Annotated in this window: 15 protein-coding genes; all 15 read right to left on the bottom strand. The window is 43.8% G+C overall.

Annotation, left to right across the window (positions count from 1 at the left end):
- Positions 1-245: 245 nt before the first annotated feature.
- The 15 genes from rseP to OCV72_RS00690 all read right to left on the bottom strand — a co-directional run bounded on the left by rseP (position 246) and on the right by OCV72_RS00690 (position 15243).
- Positions 246-1283 carry an RIP metalloprotease RseP gene (rseP, locus tag OCV72_RS00760; protein WP_055281130.1) on the bottom strand — a complete coding sequence of 346 codons (1038 nt, stop codon included), beginning with the start codon at positions 1281-1283 and terminating at the stop codon, positions 246-248.
- An 8-nt stretch (positions 1284-1291) separates the two neighbouring features.
- Complete coding sequence (locus tag OCV72_RS00755; protein ID WP_055281128.1) at positions 1292-2434, bottom strand: 1-deoxy-D-xylulose-5-phosphate reductoisomerase; 1143 nt, start codon at positions 2432-2434, stop codon at positions 1292-1294.
- A 9-nt stretch (positions 2435-2443) separates the two neighbouring features.
- Positions 2444-3250: a phosphatidate cytidylyltransferase gene (locus OCV72_RS00750; protein WP_055281126.1), complete on the bottom strand. Its 807-nt coding sequence runs from the start codon at positions 3248-3250 to the stop codon at positions 2444-2446.
- Positions 3243-3965, bottom strand: coding sequence for an isoprenyl transferase (locus OCV72_RS00745; RefSeq protein WP_055281124.1), 723 nt, complete (start codon positions 3963-3965; stop codon positions 3243-3245). The genes OCV72_RS00750 and OCV72_RS00745 overlap by 8 nt, the downstream gene beginning before the upstream one ends.
- A 150-nt stretch (positions 3966-4115) precedes the next feature.
- The gene (frr, locus tag OCV72_RS00740) at positions 4116-4667 is read right to left on the bottom strand and encodes a ribosome recycling factor (protein WP_028086241.1); all 552 of its coding nucleotides are present in this window, start codon (positions 4665-4667) and stop codon (positions 4116-4118) included.
- A gap of 39 nt (positions 4668-4706) precedes the next feature.
- Positions 4707-5402: a UMP kinase gene (gene pyrH / locus OCV72_RS00735; RefSeq protein WP_006426852.1), complete on the bottom strand. Its 696-nt coding sequence runs from the start codon at positions 5400-5402 to the stop codon at positions 4707-4709.
- A gap of 129 nt (positions 5403-5531) precedes the next feature.
- Positions 5532-6110 carry a xanthine phosphoribosyltransferase gene (locus OCV72_RS00730; protein ID WP_028086240.1) on the bottom strand — a complete coding sequence of 193 codons (579 nt, stop codon included), beginning with the start codon at positions 6108-6110 and terminating at the stop codon, positions 5532-5534.
- A 100-nt stretch (positions 6111-6210) separates the two neighbouring features.
- Positions 6211-8499, bottom strand: coding sequence for a xanthine dehydrogenase family protein molybdopterin-binding subunit (locus tag OCV72_RS00725; protein ID WP_055281122.1), 2289 nt, complete (start codon positions 8497-8499; stop codon positions 6211-6213).
- Positions 8496-8963 carry a (2Fe-2S)-binding protein gene (locus OCV72_RS00720; protein WP_006426855.1) on the bottom strand — a complete coding sequence of 156 codons (468 nt, stop codon included), beginning with the start codon at positions 8961-8963 and terminating at the stop codon, positions 8496-8498. The genes OCV72_RS00725 and OCV72_RS00720 overlap by 4 nt, the downstream gene beginning before the upstream one ends.
- 3 nt (positions 8964-8966) lie before the next feature.
- A complete protein-coding gene (locus OCV72_RS00715; protein ID WP_022415574.1) occupies positions 8967-9779 on the bottom strand; it encodes an FAD binding domain-containing protein in 813 nt (270 codons plus the stop codon).
- An 89-nt stretch (positions 9780-9868) separates the two neighbouring features.
- Positions 9869-10291, bottom strand: a complete 423-nt coding sequence (locus OCV72_RS00710; RefSeq protein ID WP_055281120.1) for a 4Fe-4S dicluster domain-containing protein — start codon at positions 10289-10291, stop codon at positions 9869-9871.
- Entirely contained in the window at positions 10288-12366 is a 2079-nt protein-coding gene (locus tag OCV72_RS00705) for a molybdopterin-containing oxidoreductase family protein (protein WP_055281118.1), read from the bottom strand. The genes OCV72_RS00710 and OCV72_RS00705 overlap by 4 nt, the downstream gene beginning before the upstream one ends.
- Positions 12367-12435: 69 nt before the next feature.
- Complete coding sequence (locus tag OCV72_RS00700; RefSeq protein ID WP_055215549.1) at positions 12436-13782, bottom strand: MATE family efflux transporter; 1347 nt, start codon at positions 13780-13782, stop codon at positions 12436-12438.
- Positions 13783-13938: 156 nt separating this feature from the next.
- Positions 13939-14469, bottom strand: coding sequence for a signal peptidase I (lepB, locus tag OCV72_RS00695; protein ID WP_055281276.1), 531 nt, complete (start codon positions 14467-14469; stop codon positions 13939-13941).
- A gap of 144 nt (positions 14470-14613) precedes the next feature.
- Positions 14614-15243, bottom strand: coding sequence for a DUF1810 domain-containing protein (locus OCV72_RS00690; protein WP_070099604.1), 630 nt, complete (start codon positions 15241-15243; stop codon positions 14614-14616).
- Between the last annotated feature and the right edge of the window lie 58 nt (positions 15244-15301).

The raw sequence follows: 15301 nt of genomic DNA, 5'->3' as shown, positions 1-15301 counted from the left end.
ACCAGATACCTGTTCATAAAAAAGGCAGTGATTTTCACTTGCAGCTTTTAATTGATGCAATAAGTCTTCATCTGTCATTTTCCCAACTATATATTTTACTGCGACATGTGCAGCCAAGCGCACAGAAAATCGGAAAGATCTCCTTTTTGATTTCTTTCCGATTTAAAAACAAAATTATAAAAATAATAGTAATTATTTCACCAAATCTGCAACGCAAATCTTAAGATCATCAATAATGATTTCTTCTATCCCCCAAAGAATATCCGATGCACATCATTAAACAGCACAAACACCATAAGCGCCATCAACAGCACGATCCCTGCGAAATGTACATACCCTTCTTTCTCCGGCGGCACACGCTTTCCTCTGATTGCTTCGATGATCAGGAACACCAGTCGTCCCCCATCCAGTGCCGGAAGCGGCAGAAGGTTCATCACACCAAGGTTCGCCGACAGCAGAATTGCCAGATTCAGCATCTCTACAATGACGACAAACAGACCATAGGAACGGCTCTGCTTATAGGTGGTATCTACCGTATTAACAATTCCGACCGGTCCGGAAAGTTCGTTCACTCCGATCTGTCTGGTCACTAACATCTTCAGACTGTCCAGTGTCGTGCAGATCCAGAATTTCACTTCATAGCCGCCATATTTGACCGCCGTCAGTGCATTGGCTTTGGTATAACCGGAACTGCCGATTCCGAGTCTCTTATATCCCAGTTCTTTGTCCATCTTCGGAGTCAGTGTAACGGTCTTTTCTTTTCCGTTTCTCAGCACAGTGACAACCACGTCTTCATCAGAGTGAAACTGATTATAAAAACTGACTTCACGGAAAATGTGGATCTTTTTATTCCCCATCTGCACGATCTCGTCACCTTTTTTCAAACCAGCTTCTGCTGCCGGATATCCGGATTCCACTGCCCCGATTACCGGCTTATCGTAACCAACCATTGCCGTTATGATCACTGCAAAGATAAAAGCCAGAATAAAGTTAAACACAGGCCCTGCTGCTATGACTGAGATTCGCGCCCATACGGATTTATTATTAAAGTTATTCGGCGAATCATTCGCCTCTTCATCTTCCCCCATCGCACAGAACCCTCCGATTGGAAGGATACGTACGGCGTATCTGGTCCCTTTATATTCTTTTGAATAAATTGCCGGTCCCATTCCTATAGCAAACTCATCTACATCAATTCCATTTTTCTTCGCCAGTAAGAAATGCCCCAGCTCATGAAAAAATACGATGAAGCTGAATAACAAGATTGCTAATATAATTCCCAAATTTCTAATTACCTCCTGCTGTTGATTCTTTCATAGGTCGCTGCTTCTGTCTCCAGAATCTGTTCCAATGTTGGATTTTCAATATTTTTGTGTGCCTTCATACAGTCTTCGATGATCTCCGTGATCTCCAGATACTTGATTTCTCTGTTCAGGAACTTGCTTACCGCAAGTTCATTTGCTGCATTGAATACAGTCGGAAGGCTTCCGCCCTTTCTTCCTGCTTCGTATGCAAGCTCCAGTCCATAGAATGTATCTGTATCCGGCTTCTCAAATTCCAGTTTTCCCAATGTCCAGAAGTCTACTCTGTCCCCCGGGAGGAATCTTCTCTCCGGATAATATAATGCATACTGGATTGGAAGCTTCATATCCGGTGTTCCAAGCTCTGCAATGATCGCACCATCTACATACTCTACCATAGAATGAATAATACTCTGTGGCTGTACTACAACCTGCACCCGATCCACATCTACATCAAATAACCATTTGGCTTCGATGACTTCGAGACCTTTGTTGACCATTGTAGAGGAATCAATTGTGATCTTACGTCCCATTGACCAGTTTGGATGCTTCAATGCATCTTCCACCTTGATTTCCATCAGTTCTTCTGATTTTTTCCCACGGAACGGACCGCCGGATGCGGTCAGAAGAATCTTATGAACTGCCCCGTGACGATTGCCCTGTAATGACTGGAAAATGGCGCTATGCTCACTGTCTACCGGGAGAATCGATACTCCCATCTTTTTTGCCAGCGGCATAATGATATGTCCTGCCGTTACCAACGTCTCTTTATTGGCAAGCGCAATATCTTTTCCTGCCTTGATTGCTTCAATTGTAGGACGGATACCGATCATACCGACAACCGCTGTCACAAGAATCTCTGTATCATTCATGGTTGCGACTTCCAGAAGTCCATCCATGCCTGCCACGATCTGCGTGTCCGTATCTGCTACATTCACACGTAATTCCTCTGCTTTTTCTTCTGACCATACAGCCACGATCTGCGGATGGAATTCACGGATCTGTTCTTCCAGCATCTTAATATTACTTCCGGCTGCCAGTCCAAGCACTTCAATATCGCCGTTCTCTCTGACCACTTCCAGCGTCTGTGTCCCGATAGAACCAGTGGAACCTAAAATTGCTATCTTTTTCATATGAACCTCCTACAATCTGCCTGCAAGAAATGTTGCAAGATAATAAATGATCGGCGCCGTAAAGATAACACTGTCAAATCTGTCAAGAATTCCGCCATGTCCCGGAATCAGTTTTCCATAATCTTTGATGTCATGATTACGTTTGATCGCAGAAGCTGCAAGATCACCAATCTGTGAGATCATTCCTCCAACTCCACAGATAATTGCATACTGTCCCGGATTCACACCTGCTCCTGTAATCTTATTCGCTGCAAGAGCAAAGATTGCCCCAAGAAGAGCTGCTCCTACGATTCCACCGATTCCACCTTCTACAGATTTCTTTGGGCTTAACTTCGGTGCCATCTTATGCTTTCCAAGAAGCATACCTACGCAGTACGCGCAAGTGTCGCATCCCCAGGAACTCAAAAAGATAAGCCATACTGCAACAGCTCCGTCATCCAGCATTCTTGTCTGGTATACATAAGACAGCATCACTGCAACATAAAATACACCAAAGAATACCGTCATCACCTGCTCTGCTTTAAATACCGGAAATGAGAATACATATACCGCCATCAGTACGACCAGAAATACAATTGTAAGAAATGTCACATACTGCATCTGTCCGGTATATAAGATTCCGTAATATACAACGGCTGCCAGATAACCGGTAAAACCTAATATCTTGCTCTGCACATCCACAACTTTATAAAGTTCTGACAATCCGATCAGACTGATCAGTGCCAGAAAACCGAACAACAATCCGCCACCGGTTCCAACTGTTGCTATTAAGATAATGACCAGAACAATCCCACTTAATAATCTTGTCTTAAACATTCTGTTCTTCTTCCTCCTTCACACCGCCGTAACGTCTGTCGCGATGATTATACTGTTCAATCGCCTTTTCCAGTTCTTCTTTTCTGAAATCCGGCCATGGAACATCTGTAAAATAAAACTCTGTATATGCCAGCTGCCATAACAGATAGTTGGAAAGTCTGAGTTCCCCGCTTGTGCGGATCATCAGATCAGGATCCGGAATTCCCTTTGTATCCAGATATTGTTCAAATGTCTGTTCTTCAATCTCTTCCGGATTCACTTTTCCATCTATACAATCCTTTGCAAGCTTCCGGATTGCACGGACCATCTCATCACGGCTTCCATAATTGATCGCAATCTGGAAATTCAGACCGCCATTATTCTTCGTTGCCTCTTCCAGTTCCAGAATTCTCTTCTGAATATCTTCATCCAGTCTGGTTATATCTCCAATCACACGGACTTTCATATCATTCTTTGCTGCTGTCTTCAGACATGTCTTCATATAATTACGTAAAAGCTTCATCAATGCATTGACTTCATCATCCGGACGGTTCCAGTTTTCTGTAGAAAATGCATAGACAGTCAAGTACTTAATCCCCATTCTCCATGCTTCCTCACAGATACGCTCTACATTCTTACTGCCCTGTGCGTGACCATAATTCCGGGGCATTCCCTTTGCCTTAGCCCAACGACCATTTCCATCCAATATGATTGCAACATGCTTTGGTACATTCATATGATTATTTCCTCCTACTAACACATTAGAACTTATGTAATCGCAAAACTTTTTCAGTGCTCTTCAGTCATACAAGAACAGAGGGGACAGTTCCAGATTCTCTGGATCTTATCCCCTTCTTATTCTATCCCATTTTATCTGCTGCAGATCTTATACTGTCATAACCTCTTTTGATTTTGATTCTACAGCTTTATCCACTTCTTTTACATATTTATCTGTCAGTTTCTGCAGATCATCTTCCATGTCCTTGATCTCATCTTCTGAGACATCTGTTCCTTTTAATTTCTTAGCTGCATCAATTCCGTCACGACGGATGTTACGGATTGCAACTTTTGCAGCTTCCCCTTTTTTCTTAACATCTTTAACCAGTTCTTTTCTACGATCCTCTGTAAGTTCCGGGAAGAGAAGACGTACAGTTGTTCCGTCATTGGTAGGATTGATTCCGAGATCAGAAGTCATAATTGCTTTCTCGATCTCTCTTACCATGCTTTTCTCCCATGGCTGGATCTGGATCATACGCGCTTCCGGTACAGATACGTTAGCCACCTGCTGGATTGGTGTCGGTGTTCCATAATAGTCTACTACAATTTTATTTAACACATTTGGATTCGCACGTCCTGCACGGATTGCTGAAAGTTCTCCGTCCAGATTTCCAATTGTTTTTTTCATCTTTTCCTCAAATGTTTTTAATCTTTCATTCATAGCGTGATCTCCTTTTATCGCAATAATCCATAATAATACTTATACTGTTACTTTTGTTCCTGTAAATGTTCCCTTCATCGTCTCAACAATGCTGTTCTCTTCATTCAGTCCGAATACCAGCATCGGCATCTTATTCTCTAGACACATAATAGATGCTGTCAGGTCTACAGCCATCAGCTTCTTATCAATAATTTCCTGAATAGAAATCTCGTCATATTTCTTTGCTTCCGGATTAACCTTCGGATCGCTGTCGTAAATTCCGTCAATTGCTTTTGCAAGAAGCATAGCATCTGCTTCAATCTCAATTGCTCTTAAAACCGCACCAGTATCTGTCGAGAAGTATGGATGTCCTGTTCCGCCTGCGAAGAACACAACTTTTCCTTCATTCAATGCTTCTACTGCCGCATCTTTAGAAAACAATGTAGTAAATGCGCCACACACAAATGGTGTAAATACTTCTGTCTTCATTCCTGCATAACGGAAAATATCAGATACATAAATACAGTTCATAACTGTTGCCAGCATCCCGATCTGGTCTGCTTTAACACGGTCTATCGTCTCGCTGGTTCTTCCTCTCCAGAAGTTACCACCACCTGTTACAATCGCAACCTGTACCCCATCATCTACAAGCTGCTTTACCTGTTTTGCAACACCCATACAGGTAGCTTCATCAAATCCTGTCTTTTTATCGCCTGCGAGAGCTTCCCCGCTGAGTTTTAACAATACTCTTTTCATAAGTTCTTACTCCTTACTATAAGTTCTCTTTATGCATTCACATACTTATCATAAAGTATATCATAGGAATAAAAAAAAGGGAATATGAAACCCTCACATTCCCTTAAAAAATCCTTTGAATTTTAGCTGTTAATTACGGAAAACGACTTCCCCTGTCTTCTCATCCATACTTTCTACGATTGCCAGCGACTCCAGATGAATTCCTTTGGAGCGGATGATATCTCCACCAACCTGAAATCCTTTCTCGATCACAACACCAGCTCCGACCAGCTCGGCTCCTGACTTTTTAACCAGTTCTGCCAGTCCCTCCAGTGCTTTCCCGTTAGCAAGGAAATCATCAATCAGAAGAACCTTATCTCCTTTTCCAAGAAATTCTCTGGAAACGATAATATCATAAACTCTTCCGTGTGTGAATGATTCTACCTTTGTTGTATATACATCCCCTGCAATATTCTTTGTCTGTGTCTTCTTTGCAAATACAACCGGTACATCAAATACTTCAGCCGCAACACATGCGATTCCGATCCCAGAAGCTTCGATCGTAAGAATCTTCGTAATCTCCTCACCTTCAAATCTTCTCTTGAATTCCTTCCCGATTTCCTGAAATAACTTTACATCCATCTGATGATTGAGAAAGCTGTCCACCTTTAAGACGTTGCCTTCTTTTATCTTTCCATCCTTGCGGATTCTGTCTTTTAATAACTGCATCTTAGCGGCCTCCACATATTTTTCTAAACGTTACCCCATATTGTAATGACTTTTCGTTCTGATTGCAAGTCATTTATACATATATTTTTTAATATATGATCTATTTTATATCTTCCTTCTCAAAAACTCCCATTGCGATCTGCTCACTGGTAATCGGAAGTTCCTTAAACCAGATTCCTGTCGCATTGGCAATTGCATGTGCAAGTGCCGGTGCAGGAGTATTAATTACGATTTCTCCAATGGATTTTGCTCCGAACGGTCCCGTCGGCTCAAAACTGCTTTCAAATTCCACCTGGATGTTTCCCATATCTCTTCTGGACGGGATCTTGTACTGCATGAAAGAATTATTCAACATGGTTCCTTTGTCATTGTACTGGATGTTCTCATAAAGCGTCATGCCAATTCCCTGTACCAGACCACCTTCGGTCTGTACTCTTGCAAGATTTGGATTCACTACTGTTCCGCAGTCCACAACCGCTTTATAATCCAATATCTCCACATGACCGGTCTCTTTGTCCAGTTCAATCTCCACAGCTCCTGCCATGAATGGCGGCGGTGATGTCGGTGAACTGTTACTTTCTGTCGCTTCCAGTGCACAGCCATTTCCACACATTGATTTCGTACCAATATCTATCAGTGATACAGACTTCCGTGCTTTTGGCCATTCTACACGATCGCTTGCAAATTCCAGTTCTTCCACCGGTGCATCCAGCATACCGGATGCAATCTCAAGAATTCTGGCGATCAGTTTCTGGCAGGCTTTTTCTACCGCTTTTCCGGTTACATATGTCGTACTTGACGCATAAGATCCTGAATCGTATGGAGACGAATCCGTATCTGCTCCGAGGACTTCTATATTTTCCACCGGACAATCCAGGCATTCTGCCGCCATCTGTGCAAGGATCGTATCACATCCGGTACCCATATCTGCCGCTGCGATCATCAGAGTATAGAATCCATCATCATTCATCTTAATGGTTGCAGATCCTACATCGACACCGGAGATTCCGGAACCCTGCATAGCCATTGCGATTCCCACACTTCTGACTTTGCCGTTTCCCATATCTTTGTATGGATATTTATCTTTCCATCCGATCAGCTCCGCAGTCCGTTCAAGGCAACGGTCAAGTGCACAGCTCTTCGCCGTCTCACCGTAATATGCCGGCATAACGTCGCCTTCTCTTACCATGTTCTTAAGACGAATCTCCACAGGATCCATATGAAGTCTCTGCGCCATCTCATTTACCGCAGATTCCACCGCAAAGATTCCCTGTGTTGCTCCATATCCGCGGTACGCTCCTGCTGCCATGTGATTTGTATAGACAACATCGTATGCAAAACGGTGTGCTTCTGCAGAACTATATAAAGGAATGGATTTGTGTCCTGATAATCCGACTGTTGTCGGGCCGTGATCTCCATATGCCCCTGTATTTGACAGTGTATACACATCAATCGCACGGATTTTTCCTTCTCTGGATGCACCAAGACGTACATGAACTTCCATCTCATGTCTTGGAGACGATGCAATCTGTGATTCTTCTCTCGTAAAGATCATCTTCGATGCTTTCCCGGTCTTCCATGTAACAAATGCTGGGAATAATTCAGCCACAACCGACTGTTTTGCACCAAATCCTCCTCCGATCCTTGGCTTACTGACACGGATCCTGGATTTCGGAATTCCAAGTGCATTGGAAATGATTCGTCTTACATGATATACGATCTGCGTGGAACTTAAAATATTCAGTCTTCCATAAGCATCCATAAAGCAAGTGGTACGGAATGTCTCCATCATAGCCTGCTGCGCAGCCCTGACGTGATAAGTTCCTTCTACGACCTCATCACAATCTGCCAGCACTGCATCCACATCTCCATCTTCCGTAGAATCGCTTGCACAGAGATTTCTCTTATTATCGGCGCCTACCTTGCAGAGTGCTTTCCAGTTATCTTCCGGATGTACCAGAACATCACCATCTTTTGCCATATGAAAATCCAGAACTGCCGGAAGCACTTCGTATTCCACCTTCAGCATCTTTAACGCTTTATCCACACATGCCTCATTCTCACCTGCAACGATTGCCACCGGATCTCCCACATATCTGACATGCCGGTCCAGGATCAGCCGGTCATATGGGCTGAACTCCGGGTAGGTCTGTCCTGCTGTTGTAAATCTTTCCTGCGGCACATCTTCCCATGTGTAAACGTCTTCAATCCCCGGCACTCTTTTTGCCACATCTTTCTTTACTGATTTTACGATCGCATTGGCATGCGGGCTTCGGAGTACCTTTACGATCAGGCAGTCCTTTGGAGCAAGATCATCCATGAATACCGGTTTTCCTGTCACCAGTGCCATTGCGTCTTTTTTTCTTATCGGTTGTCCGACTGCTTTCATGATCTTTCTCCTTTCTTTCTGTATTCGATAAATGCTTCCATTGCACGAAGCTGTCCTTCATATCCGGAACATCTGCAAAGATTTCCTGCAAGATATGCCTTGATCTCTTCTCTTGTCGGCTCCGGATTCTCGCGGAACATGGCAATTGCATTCATGATCATTCCCGGATTGCAGAAACCGCACTGTTCTGCACCCTGATCTGCAACAAATGCACCGAATTCTTTTGCTTCTTCCTGAAGTCCTTCTAACGTATCTACCTTGCATCCGTCGACTCTGGCTGTCAGCATCGAACAGGATAATACCGGTTTATCATCTACAAACACTGTACACAGACCGCAGTTCGACGTCTCACATCCACGTTTTACACTATAGCATCCATGATCTCTGACAAAATCGATCAGAAGCTGATCGCTGGATATTTCCGCTTCTCTCATTGTCCCATTTAAAAGAATCTTTACTTTCATATCCTACTGATCTCCTCCTTTTGTATTCAGTGCTTCCAATGTCCTGCGGATCAGAACATATGCCAGACGGCTTCTGTATTCTTTGCCGGCGCGCATATTACTGTCCGTCTTCACCTGTGAAGCAATGCATTCTGCCTCTTTCTTCATCTCTTCTTCAGTACAGACACCGCTCCATACTTTTTCTCTGACTGCTTCTGTCAGTTCCAGTCGGACCGCCTTCTGCGGTCTTGCACCGATACATACGCATCCATTTTCAGCATTTACTGAAACCGCACATGTCAATACCGGAAAATCTGTCTTGGAATTTCTATGTGCCAGATAGATCATATTTCTCTGATCCTTTTTTACAATGACTCTGACTAAAATGTCATTGTCTCTTTTCATCTGCGCAAATTCCTGTAATGGAACAATCCCTCCTTTATACAGTTCTACGTAACTGTCCATTGCAAGAAACACCGTCAGTACATCCGAAAATCCATAGCGTCCGAATATACTTCCACCAATCGTTGCAAGGTTCCGGAACTGTACGCCGACAATATCACTGACCGCATCTTTTACTGCGCCTTCACACCACTGGTTCAATCTTTCATGACATTCCAGTTCACGGAGTGTCGTCATACATCCGATCCGGAATTCTTCTTCTGTCTCTTCGATCTGATTCAGACCAAGTCCGGACAGATCAATCGCTTTCTGTACATTCCGGTTCGACATCTTAAGCCACAACATGCCGCCCAGAATGCAGTTCGTCCTCTTCTGGTTCAGTTCATATGCCTGTTCCAGACTTTCTGCCTTCACATATTCCTTGATTTTTAACATACGCCTTTATCCTTATCTCTCTTTACTTAGCTTTATCCAGTTTCATCTATTCTTACTTTTATCAGTCTCACCTTTTTATCTATTCGTCTTTATTCCAGTGTGATCGCACCGGGAAAACAGACTCTGACGCAGGCAGGTTCCCGCCCTTCCCTGATTCTTTCAATACACCCGTCACACTTTTCCATTTTTCCGTCCTTGTCAAAATGGATCACGTCTTTCGGGCAGACCTTTTCGCAGGCATGACATCCAATACATTTTTCTTTGTATGTCAGTACAAATCCAGTCTTCGGATCTTTGTAAATTGCCTGCACCGGACAGGCTTTGATACAGATACCGCAGTGATCACAGCCCGGACAGATATTCTTTTCAAACTGATTTTTCACTACCTTTTTGACCGTCCGATGGCTCTTTGCATCTACATCTTCCACATCATGGTGTGCATCCAGACAGGCTATATGACAGGCATAACAGCCGACACATTTATCCGGATCAAATTTTAATCGGTAACTCATGCCTTCACCTCGCCTTTTTCTTTCTCGATTTTACAGAAATAACTTTTATATCCCGGGAATCCTGAAATTGGATCCAGATAATTTCTGTCTATCAGATCATTTGCCTCACCCTTTGCATTGCCATGATAGACGTGTACAATTCCCGGCTGGCTGTTCAGGTAAACCGCCGCAATTCCGCAGATACTTCCCACCGGGGAAGATACCCTCACCATGTCACCATCTGCAATGCCATACTTTTTCGCATCTTCCGGATGGATTTCTACCAGTGTTGCCTTTTCAAGTCCTGCAAGCCACGGTACCCGGTATGTTCTTGCATGGAAAAGCTGTGGTTTTCTGGAACCGGTATTCAGAATCAGTGGATATGCTTCCCTGTCCATGCCTGACACCTCACGGAAATCTCTGTATTCCGGAAGTCCGGAATATCCGTGGCTGTCTTTGTAACGTTCGAGTATCTGTGATACAAATTCCACCTTACCGGATGGTGTATGAAAGCCTTCTTTTTCATATTTCTTAAATGCCGGCGGAATGATCACACGTCCTTTTACCCCTTCCGGATGCGCCCGCAATTCCTCCAGTGTGACACCGGATGGCTCCAGAATATATTCCATATATTTCTCATAGCCATGTTCCAATGCTTCATCATGTAACTGCATGGCACGAAGCATGCCGATCATGATCTCAATATCATTCTTCGCCTCTCCGATCGGTTCGATTGCTTTTTCTGACAGGAAGAACATTCCTCCCCGTCCATTCAGCACAACATCTCGTTCAAAGGCAGACGCTGCCGGAAGAACCAGGTCTGCCATCTTGCTTGAATCCGAGAAAAACAGATCTACATTCACATAAAAGTCCAGCGCTTTTAATGCTTTCTGAAAATGCTCCGGCTCCGGCCACATTCTGTGGTTCAGGCCGAATCCCACCACAGCTTTCAACGGATATGGTTCTTCCTTCAGAATATAATCTGCAATTCTTGTACACTGCGCTTCCTCACACGGGAGATCAAACCATGCCGGAAAATCTTTCTCACCGATGGCTTCTATCGTATCCAGCCGTTTTACTTTTCCATATTCATTGCAAGGAGACACCGGACCCGGTCTTGACGGATTGCCACCCGGGATATCATAGTTGCCGGTAAGTGCGATCAGACACATCACTGCCCGGTAATTCTGCATTCCATTAATATTATGTACAACTGGAGACGCTGAAAACATTATGCCAGCCGGACCGTTAGACGCATACATTCTGGCAGCCTCACGGATCAGTTCTTTATCTACACCGGTGATTTTCTCTGCTTTTTCCGGTGGAAATTGATTCACATACGCTTTGTACTCTTCAAAACCATATACATATTTTTCTACAAATTCTTTATCATACAGCCCTTCTTCTATGATCACCCGTGCCATAGACAGCGCAAGTGCTCCGTCCGTTCCCGGCAGAAGTTTCAAGTGGATATCCGCTGCCTGTGTCGTTACGGTCTCTCTTGGATCTACGGCTATGATCTTCGCCCCACGTGCTTTTAACGACTGATAAGGTCTTGCCATTCCCACATTGGAATGATACAGATTGTTACTCCATACGAGAACCGTCTGTGCATGCTTCAGATCCGGAAAGCAGATGTCATTTCCATAAATAGATCTCCATGCCATTGCCGCCGACTGAAAACAGGTACTGGATTCCGTACAGTAATTCGGAGACCCGTAAGCATTGGCAAGCCGCAGAAGTGCCGGTCTGTACCATTTCGGATATCCCGCATAAAATGCTGCCGCCTGCGGACCATATTCTTTTTTGATCCTGAGAAGATTCTCTGCAATCATCCGATACGCTTCATCCCAGGATATGCGTTCAAATTCCCCGCTTCCTTTTTTTCCAATCCGTTTCATCGGATACAGAATCCTGTCTTTGTTATAAACATACTGCCTGGAAGCAGCTCCTTTAGAACATAATCCTCCACTCTGCCCCGGAAGATCCCGGCTGCCTTCTACCGACACAAGCGTTCCTTCTTCTACATAAGCATCGATCGGACATCCCGCTGAACAGATATTACAGCGGACTTTTTTTATTACTCTTTGATTCATGCTGTTTCACCCATCAATGTTTCTATGTTTATTCGTACATTTTATTATAACAAGTTGCTTTTCAGTTTTCTATCTATTTTTCAAATTTCTGTCTTTCTTTCCTTTCATGATCTCAAAGTACATAATAAGAAGAAGTGTTCCCGCCAGCACCCATGCCGCCGGAGATGCCAGACAGATTCCCATATAGCTGCCAAAATGTGATGCAATCAGCGATGCACCGCTCCGTCCGACAAGTTCTGCAATCCCCGCTGTCATCGGAAGCAGTCCATATCCCATTCCCTGAATTCCGTTTCTATACAAATTAACAATAACAAGAGGCAGGAATGACACGCTTACACACCTCAAATAAATATCCACATATTCCATGATCTGATTTACATTCTCTGATACAAAGAATATCGTCATATATTTTCCGACAAAGAAAATAATCACACCTGTCACAACCGCATAAATAAATCCAATCAATGTTGCACTCTTAAATCCTTTACGGATTCTCGTATATTTCCCTGCCCCCATATTCTGTGCACAGTAAGTCGCCATCGTTGTACCAAGCGCAACGTAGGCCTGCGTAAACACCTGCTCGATCTTGCTTGCTGCCGCAAATCCGGCTGCAGCTGTAGAACCGAGGATATTCAGGCAAGACTGTACAACAATCGTTCCTATCGCCGTGATGGAATACTGGAATGCCATCGGAAGTCCGATCTTCAGCTGCCATCCGGCCAGATTCTTATCTATTTCCCAGTCTTCTCTATGAAGATACAGTGCGGGAACCTTCTTTGCAATATATAGCAGACACAGGATTCCCGAAATTCCCTGTGCGATCACTGTCGCATAGGCTGCCCCTGCCGCTCCCATTCTAAATACAATGATAAACACCAGATCCAGCACAATATTCAAAAGTGCTGCAATCACAAGAAAATAAAGCGGACGCTTACTATCGCCCAGTGCCCTTAATACACTTGCAAGATAATTGTAAAGTGCCTGTGCCACAATCCCGCCGCAAATGACCATAATATATCCGTAAGCTTCTCCATACATGTCTGACGGTGTATTCATCAAATGCAGCACCTTCGCCATACTGATCATGCTCAGCAATGTAAGAATAACGGTTACGATCCCTGTAAGTACCGCACCGGATGCCACAGACTTCTTCATCGCCTTCATGTTTCCGGCTCCGAAGTGCTGTGCTGTAACAACCGTAAATCCCGCCGTAACTCCCTGCAGGAAGCCAATGATCAGAAATACCAGTGTTCCACATGCTCCTACCGCCGCCAGTGCCGCATTACCGACAAATTTCCCGACGATCACCGTATCTGCCATGTTGTAAAACTGCTGAAAAATATTACCGATAAAGATCGGCATTGTAAAATTGAAAATGATCTTCCCGGGAGTGCCGGCCGTCATATCTTTTTCCATCCTGTTTTCCTCCTTTTCCGTCATCTGTGTATATCGCTATCTTTCATCTTCAAGCTGCCTTCTATGTGTTTACGTTAAGAAAAGACCCTGATATCGCTTCAGAGCCTTTTCTCGCAAAACTTTATTCATTATATAAAACGCGGAAAACAATTGCAACTATTTTTCTGCAGATTTATTTACAAATCCAACTTTATTAAGCGGCCAGTACCGGAATCCTGCTTTGGCCAGAATTGCCTCTTTCTTTACATACGTGTTATCCCAGTATCTGGAATCCAGACTATTGTTCCGGTTATCCCCCATTACAAAATAACTATCTTCCGGAACTTCATAAGGTCCGAAGCTTCCTGCCATCTCTTCCGGGCAGAAGCTTACCGCCTGTGTCTGCTCTTTTCCATCAATGTAAATCTTCCCGTCTTTCACGGTAACCGTCTCTCCTGGCAGTCCGATCACGCGCTTGATAAAAATCTTGGACGGATCATCTGGATATTTGAAGATTACAATGTCATATCTCTCCGGATCATCCTTTATATATGCCAGACGGTTTCCCAGTACACGGTCCCCCTTCATGATCGTATCCTGCATGGATTCCGACGGAATCACGGCATTGATATACACCAGTTTGTTCATTGCAAATACAACACAGAATATGATCAGAAATGTTTTCAGATAATCCCATACAGCCGCCATACCGGTCAGTTCTTCTTTCTCTTCTTTTCTTTTCTTCTTGGTCTCTTTTTTCTCGTCTCTGTCTTTCACCTGAAACTCCCCTTTATTACTTATTATTACCCGTCTTATTTACTTATCGTCTTCTGAAACGGCTCCCTGATCTGTTTACATCTTAATCATGACTCCATCCGGACTGACTGCAACTTCGCTCCCCTCAACAATCTCTTTCCGGTAAAGTTCTGCATCCGGAATCTCTAACTGGATCTCTTCTTCACTTTTCAGCTTCAGAAGGGTTACTTTAGCCATTGGTTCTACCCCGTCCGGTCTTCCTTCACACCCAAAATCCGGTTCATCAATTCTCATCACCAGATATCCCATATCCAGGATATCTACTGTCTGCACATCTAATTTTCCATCAAAGAACTTATCCAGTACTCTCCGAAAGACTTCATTCTCTTTTGCCGCCAGCGCAAACAACGTCATTGACGAACGCAGTTTCAGATCATCAGGCCATCCCATGACTCTGGTTGCATCATCTGATTCCAGTTGCAAAAGTACCTCTGAAATCTCTCTTAAATGTGCATTTGTCACTGCGTTTTCTATATATGCTTTAGCTTCTTCATAGTCTTCAATAGCGTAGTACATTGCAGTACCACTACTCCCCAACCCCTGAATCTGCGGAAAAATGTACCACATCCAGCAACTTCTCTTATGTCCACTCTTAATCTCTGCAAGAGCTGTCTTATAATCAGAATCCTGTGCTTTTATAAACCTTGCTAAATTATTCTCTCTCATTCTTCTGAACCTCCAGTTCACACATCTGTGCTTTAAAGCAACATATTCATTTACAACA

This window comes from Dorea amylophila (assembly GCF_025567265.1).
GTDB lineage: Bacteria > Bacillota > Clostridia > Lachnospirales > Lachnospiraceae > Dorea_A > Dorea_A amylophila.
Note: the sequence above shows the minus strand (reverse complement) of the source record. Positions and strands in the feature narration are given on the sequence as shown.

Bases quoted from the DNA above. Each gene is read 5' to 3' on its own strand.
- pyrH (WP_006426852.1), bottom strand. From the start codon at position 5,402: ATGAAAAGAGTATTGTTAAAACTCAGCGGGGAAGCTCTCGCAGGCGAT.
- OCV72_RS00750 (WP_055281126.1), bottom strand. From the start codon at position 3,250: ATGTTTAAGACAAGATTATTAAGTGGGATTGTTCTGGTCATTATCTTA.
- frr (WP_028086241.1), bottom strand. From the start codon at position 4,667: ATGAATGAAAGATTAAAAACATTTGAGGAAAAGATGAAAAAAACAATT.
- OCV72_RS00725 (WP_055281122.1), bottom strand. From the start codon at position 8,499: ATGAAAGCAGTCGGACAACCGATAAGAAAAAAAGACGCAATGGCACTG.
- OCV72_RS00700 (WP_055215549.1), bottom strand. From the start codon at position 13,782: ATGGAAAAAGATATGACGGCCGGCACTCCCGGGAAGATCATTTTCAAT.
- OCV72_RS00720 (WP_006426855.1), bottom strand. From the start codon at position 8,963: ATGAAAGTAAAGATTCTTTTAAATGGGACAATGAGAGAAGCGGAAATA.
- OCV72_RS00745 (WP_055281124.1), bottom strand. From the start codon at position 3,965: ATGAATGTACCAAAGCATGTTGCAATCATATTGGATGGAAATGGTCGT.
- OCV72_RS00730 (WP_028086240.1), bottom strand. From the start codon at position 6,110: ATGCAGTTATTAAAAGACAGAATCCGCAAGGATGGAAAGATAAAAGAA.
- OCV72_RS00705 (WP_055281118.1), bottom strand. From the start codon at position 12,366: ATGAATCAAAGAGTAATAAAAAAAGTCCGCTGTAATATCTGTTCAGCG.
- OCV72_RS00710 (WP_055281120.1), bottom strand. From the start codon at position 10,291: ATGAGTTACCGATTAAAATTTGATCCGGATAAATGTGTCGGCTGTTAT.
- OCV72_RS00715 (WP_022415574.1), bottom strand. From the start codon at position 9,779: ATGTTAAAAATCAAGGAATATGTGAAGGCAGAAAGTCTGGAACAGGCA.
- lepB (WP_055281276.1), bottom strand. From the start codon at position 14,469: ATGGCGGCTGTATGGGATTATCTGAAAACATTTCTGATCATATTCTGT.
- OCV72_RS00755 (WP_055281128.1), bottom strand. From the start codon at position 2,434: ATGAAAAAGATAGCAATTTTAGGTTCCACTGGTTCTATCGGGACACAG.
- OCV72_RS00690 (WP_070099604.1), bottom strand. From the start codon at position 15,243: ATGAGAGAGAATAATTTAGCAAGGTTTATAAAAGCACAGGATTCTGAT.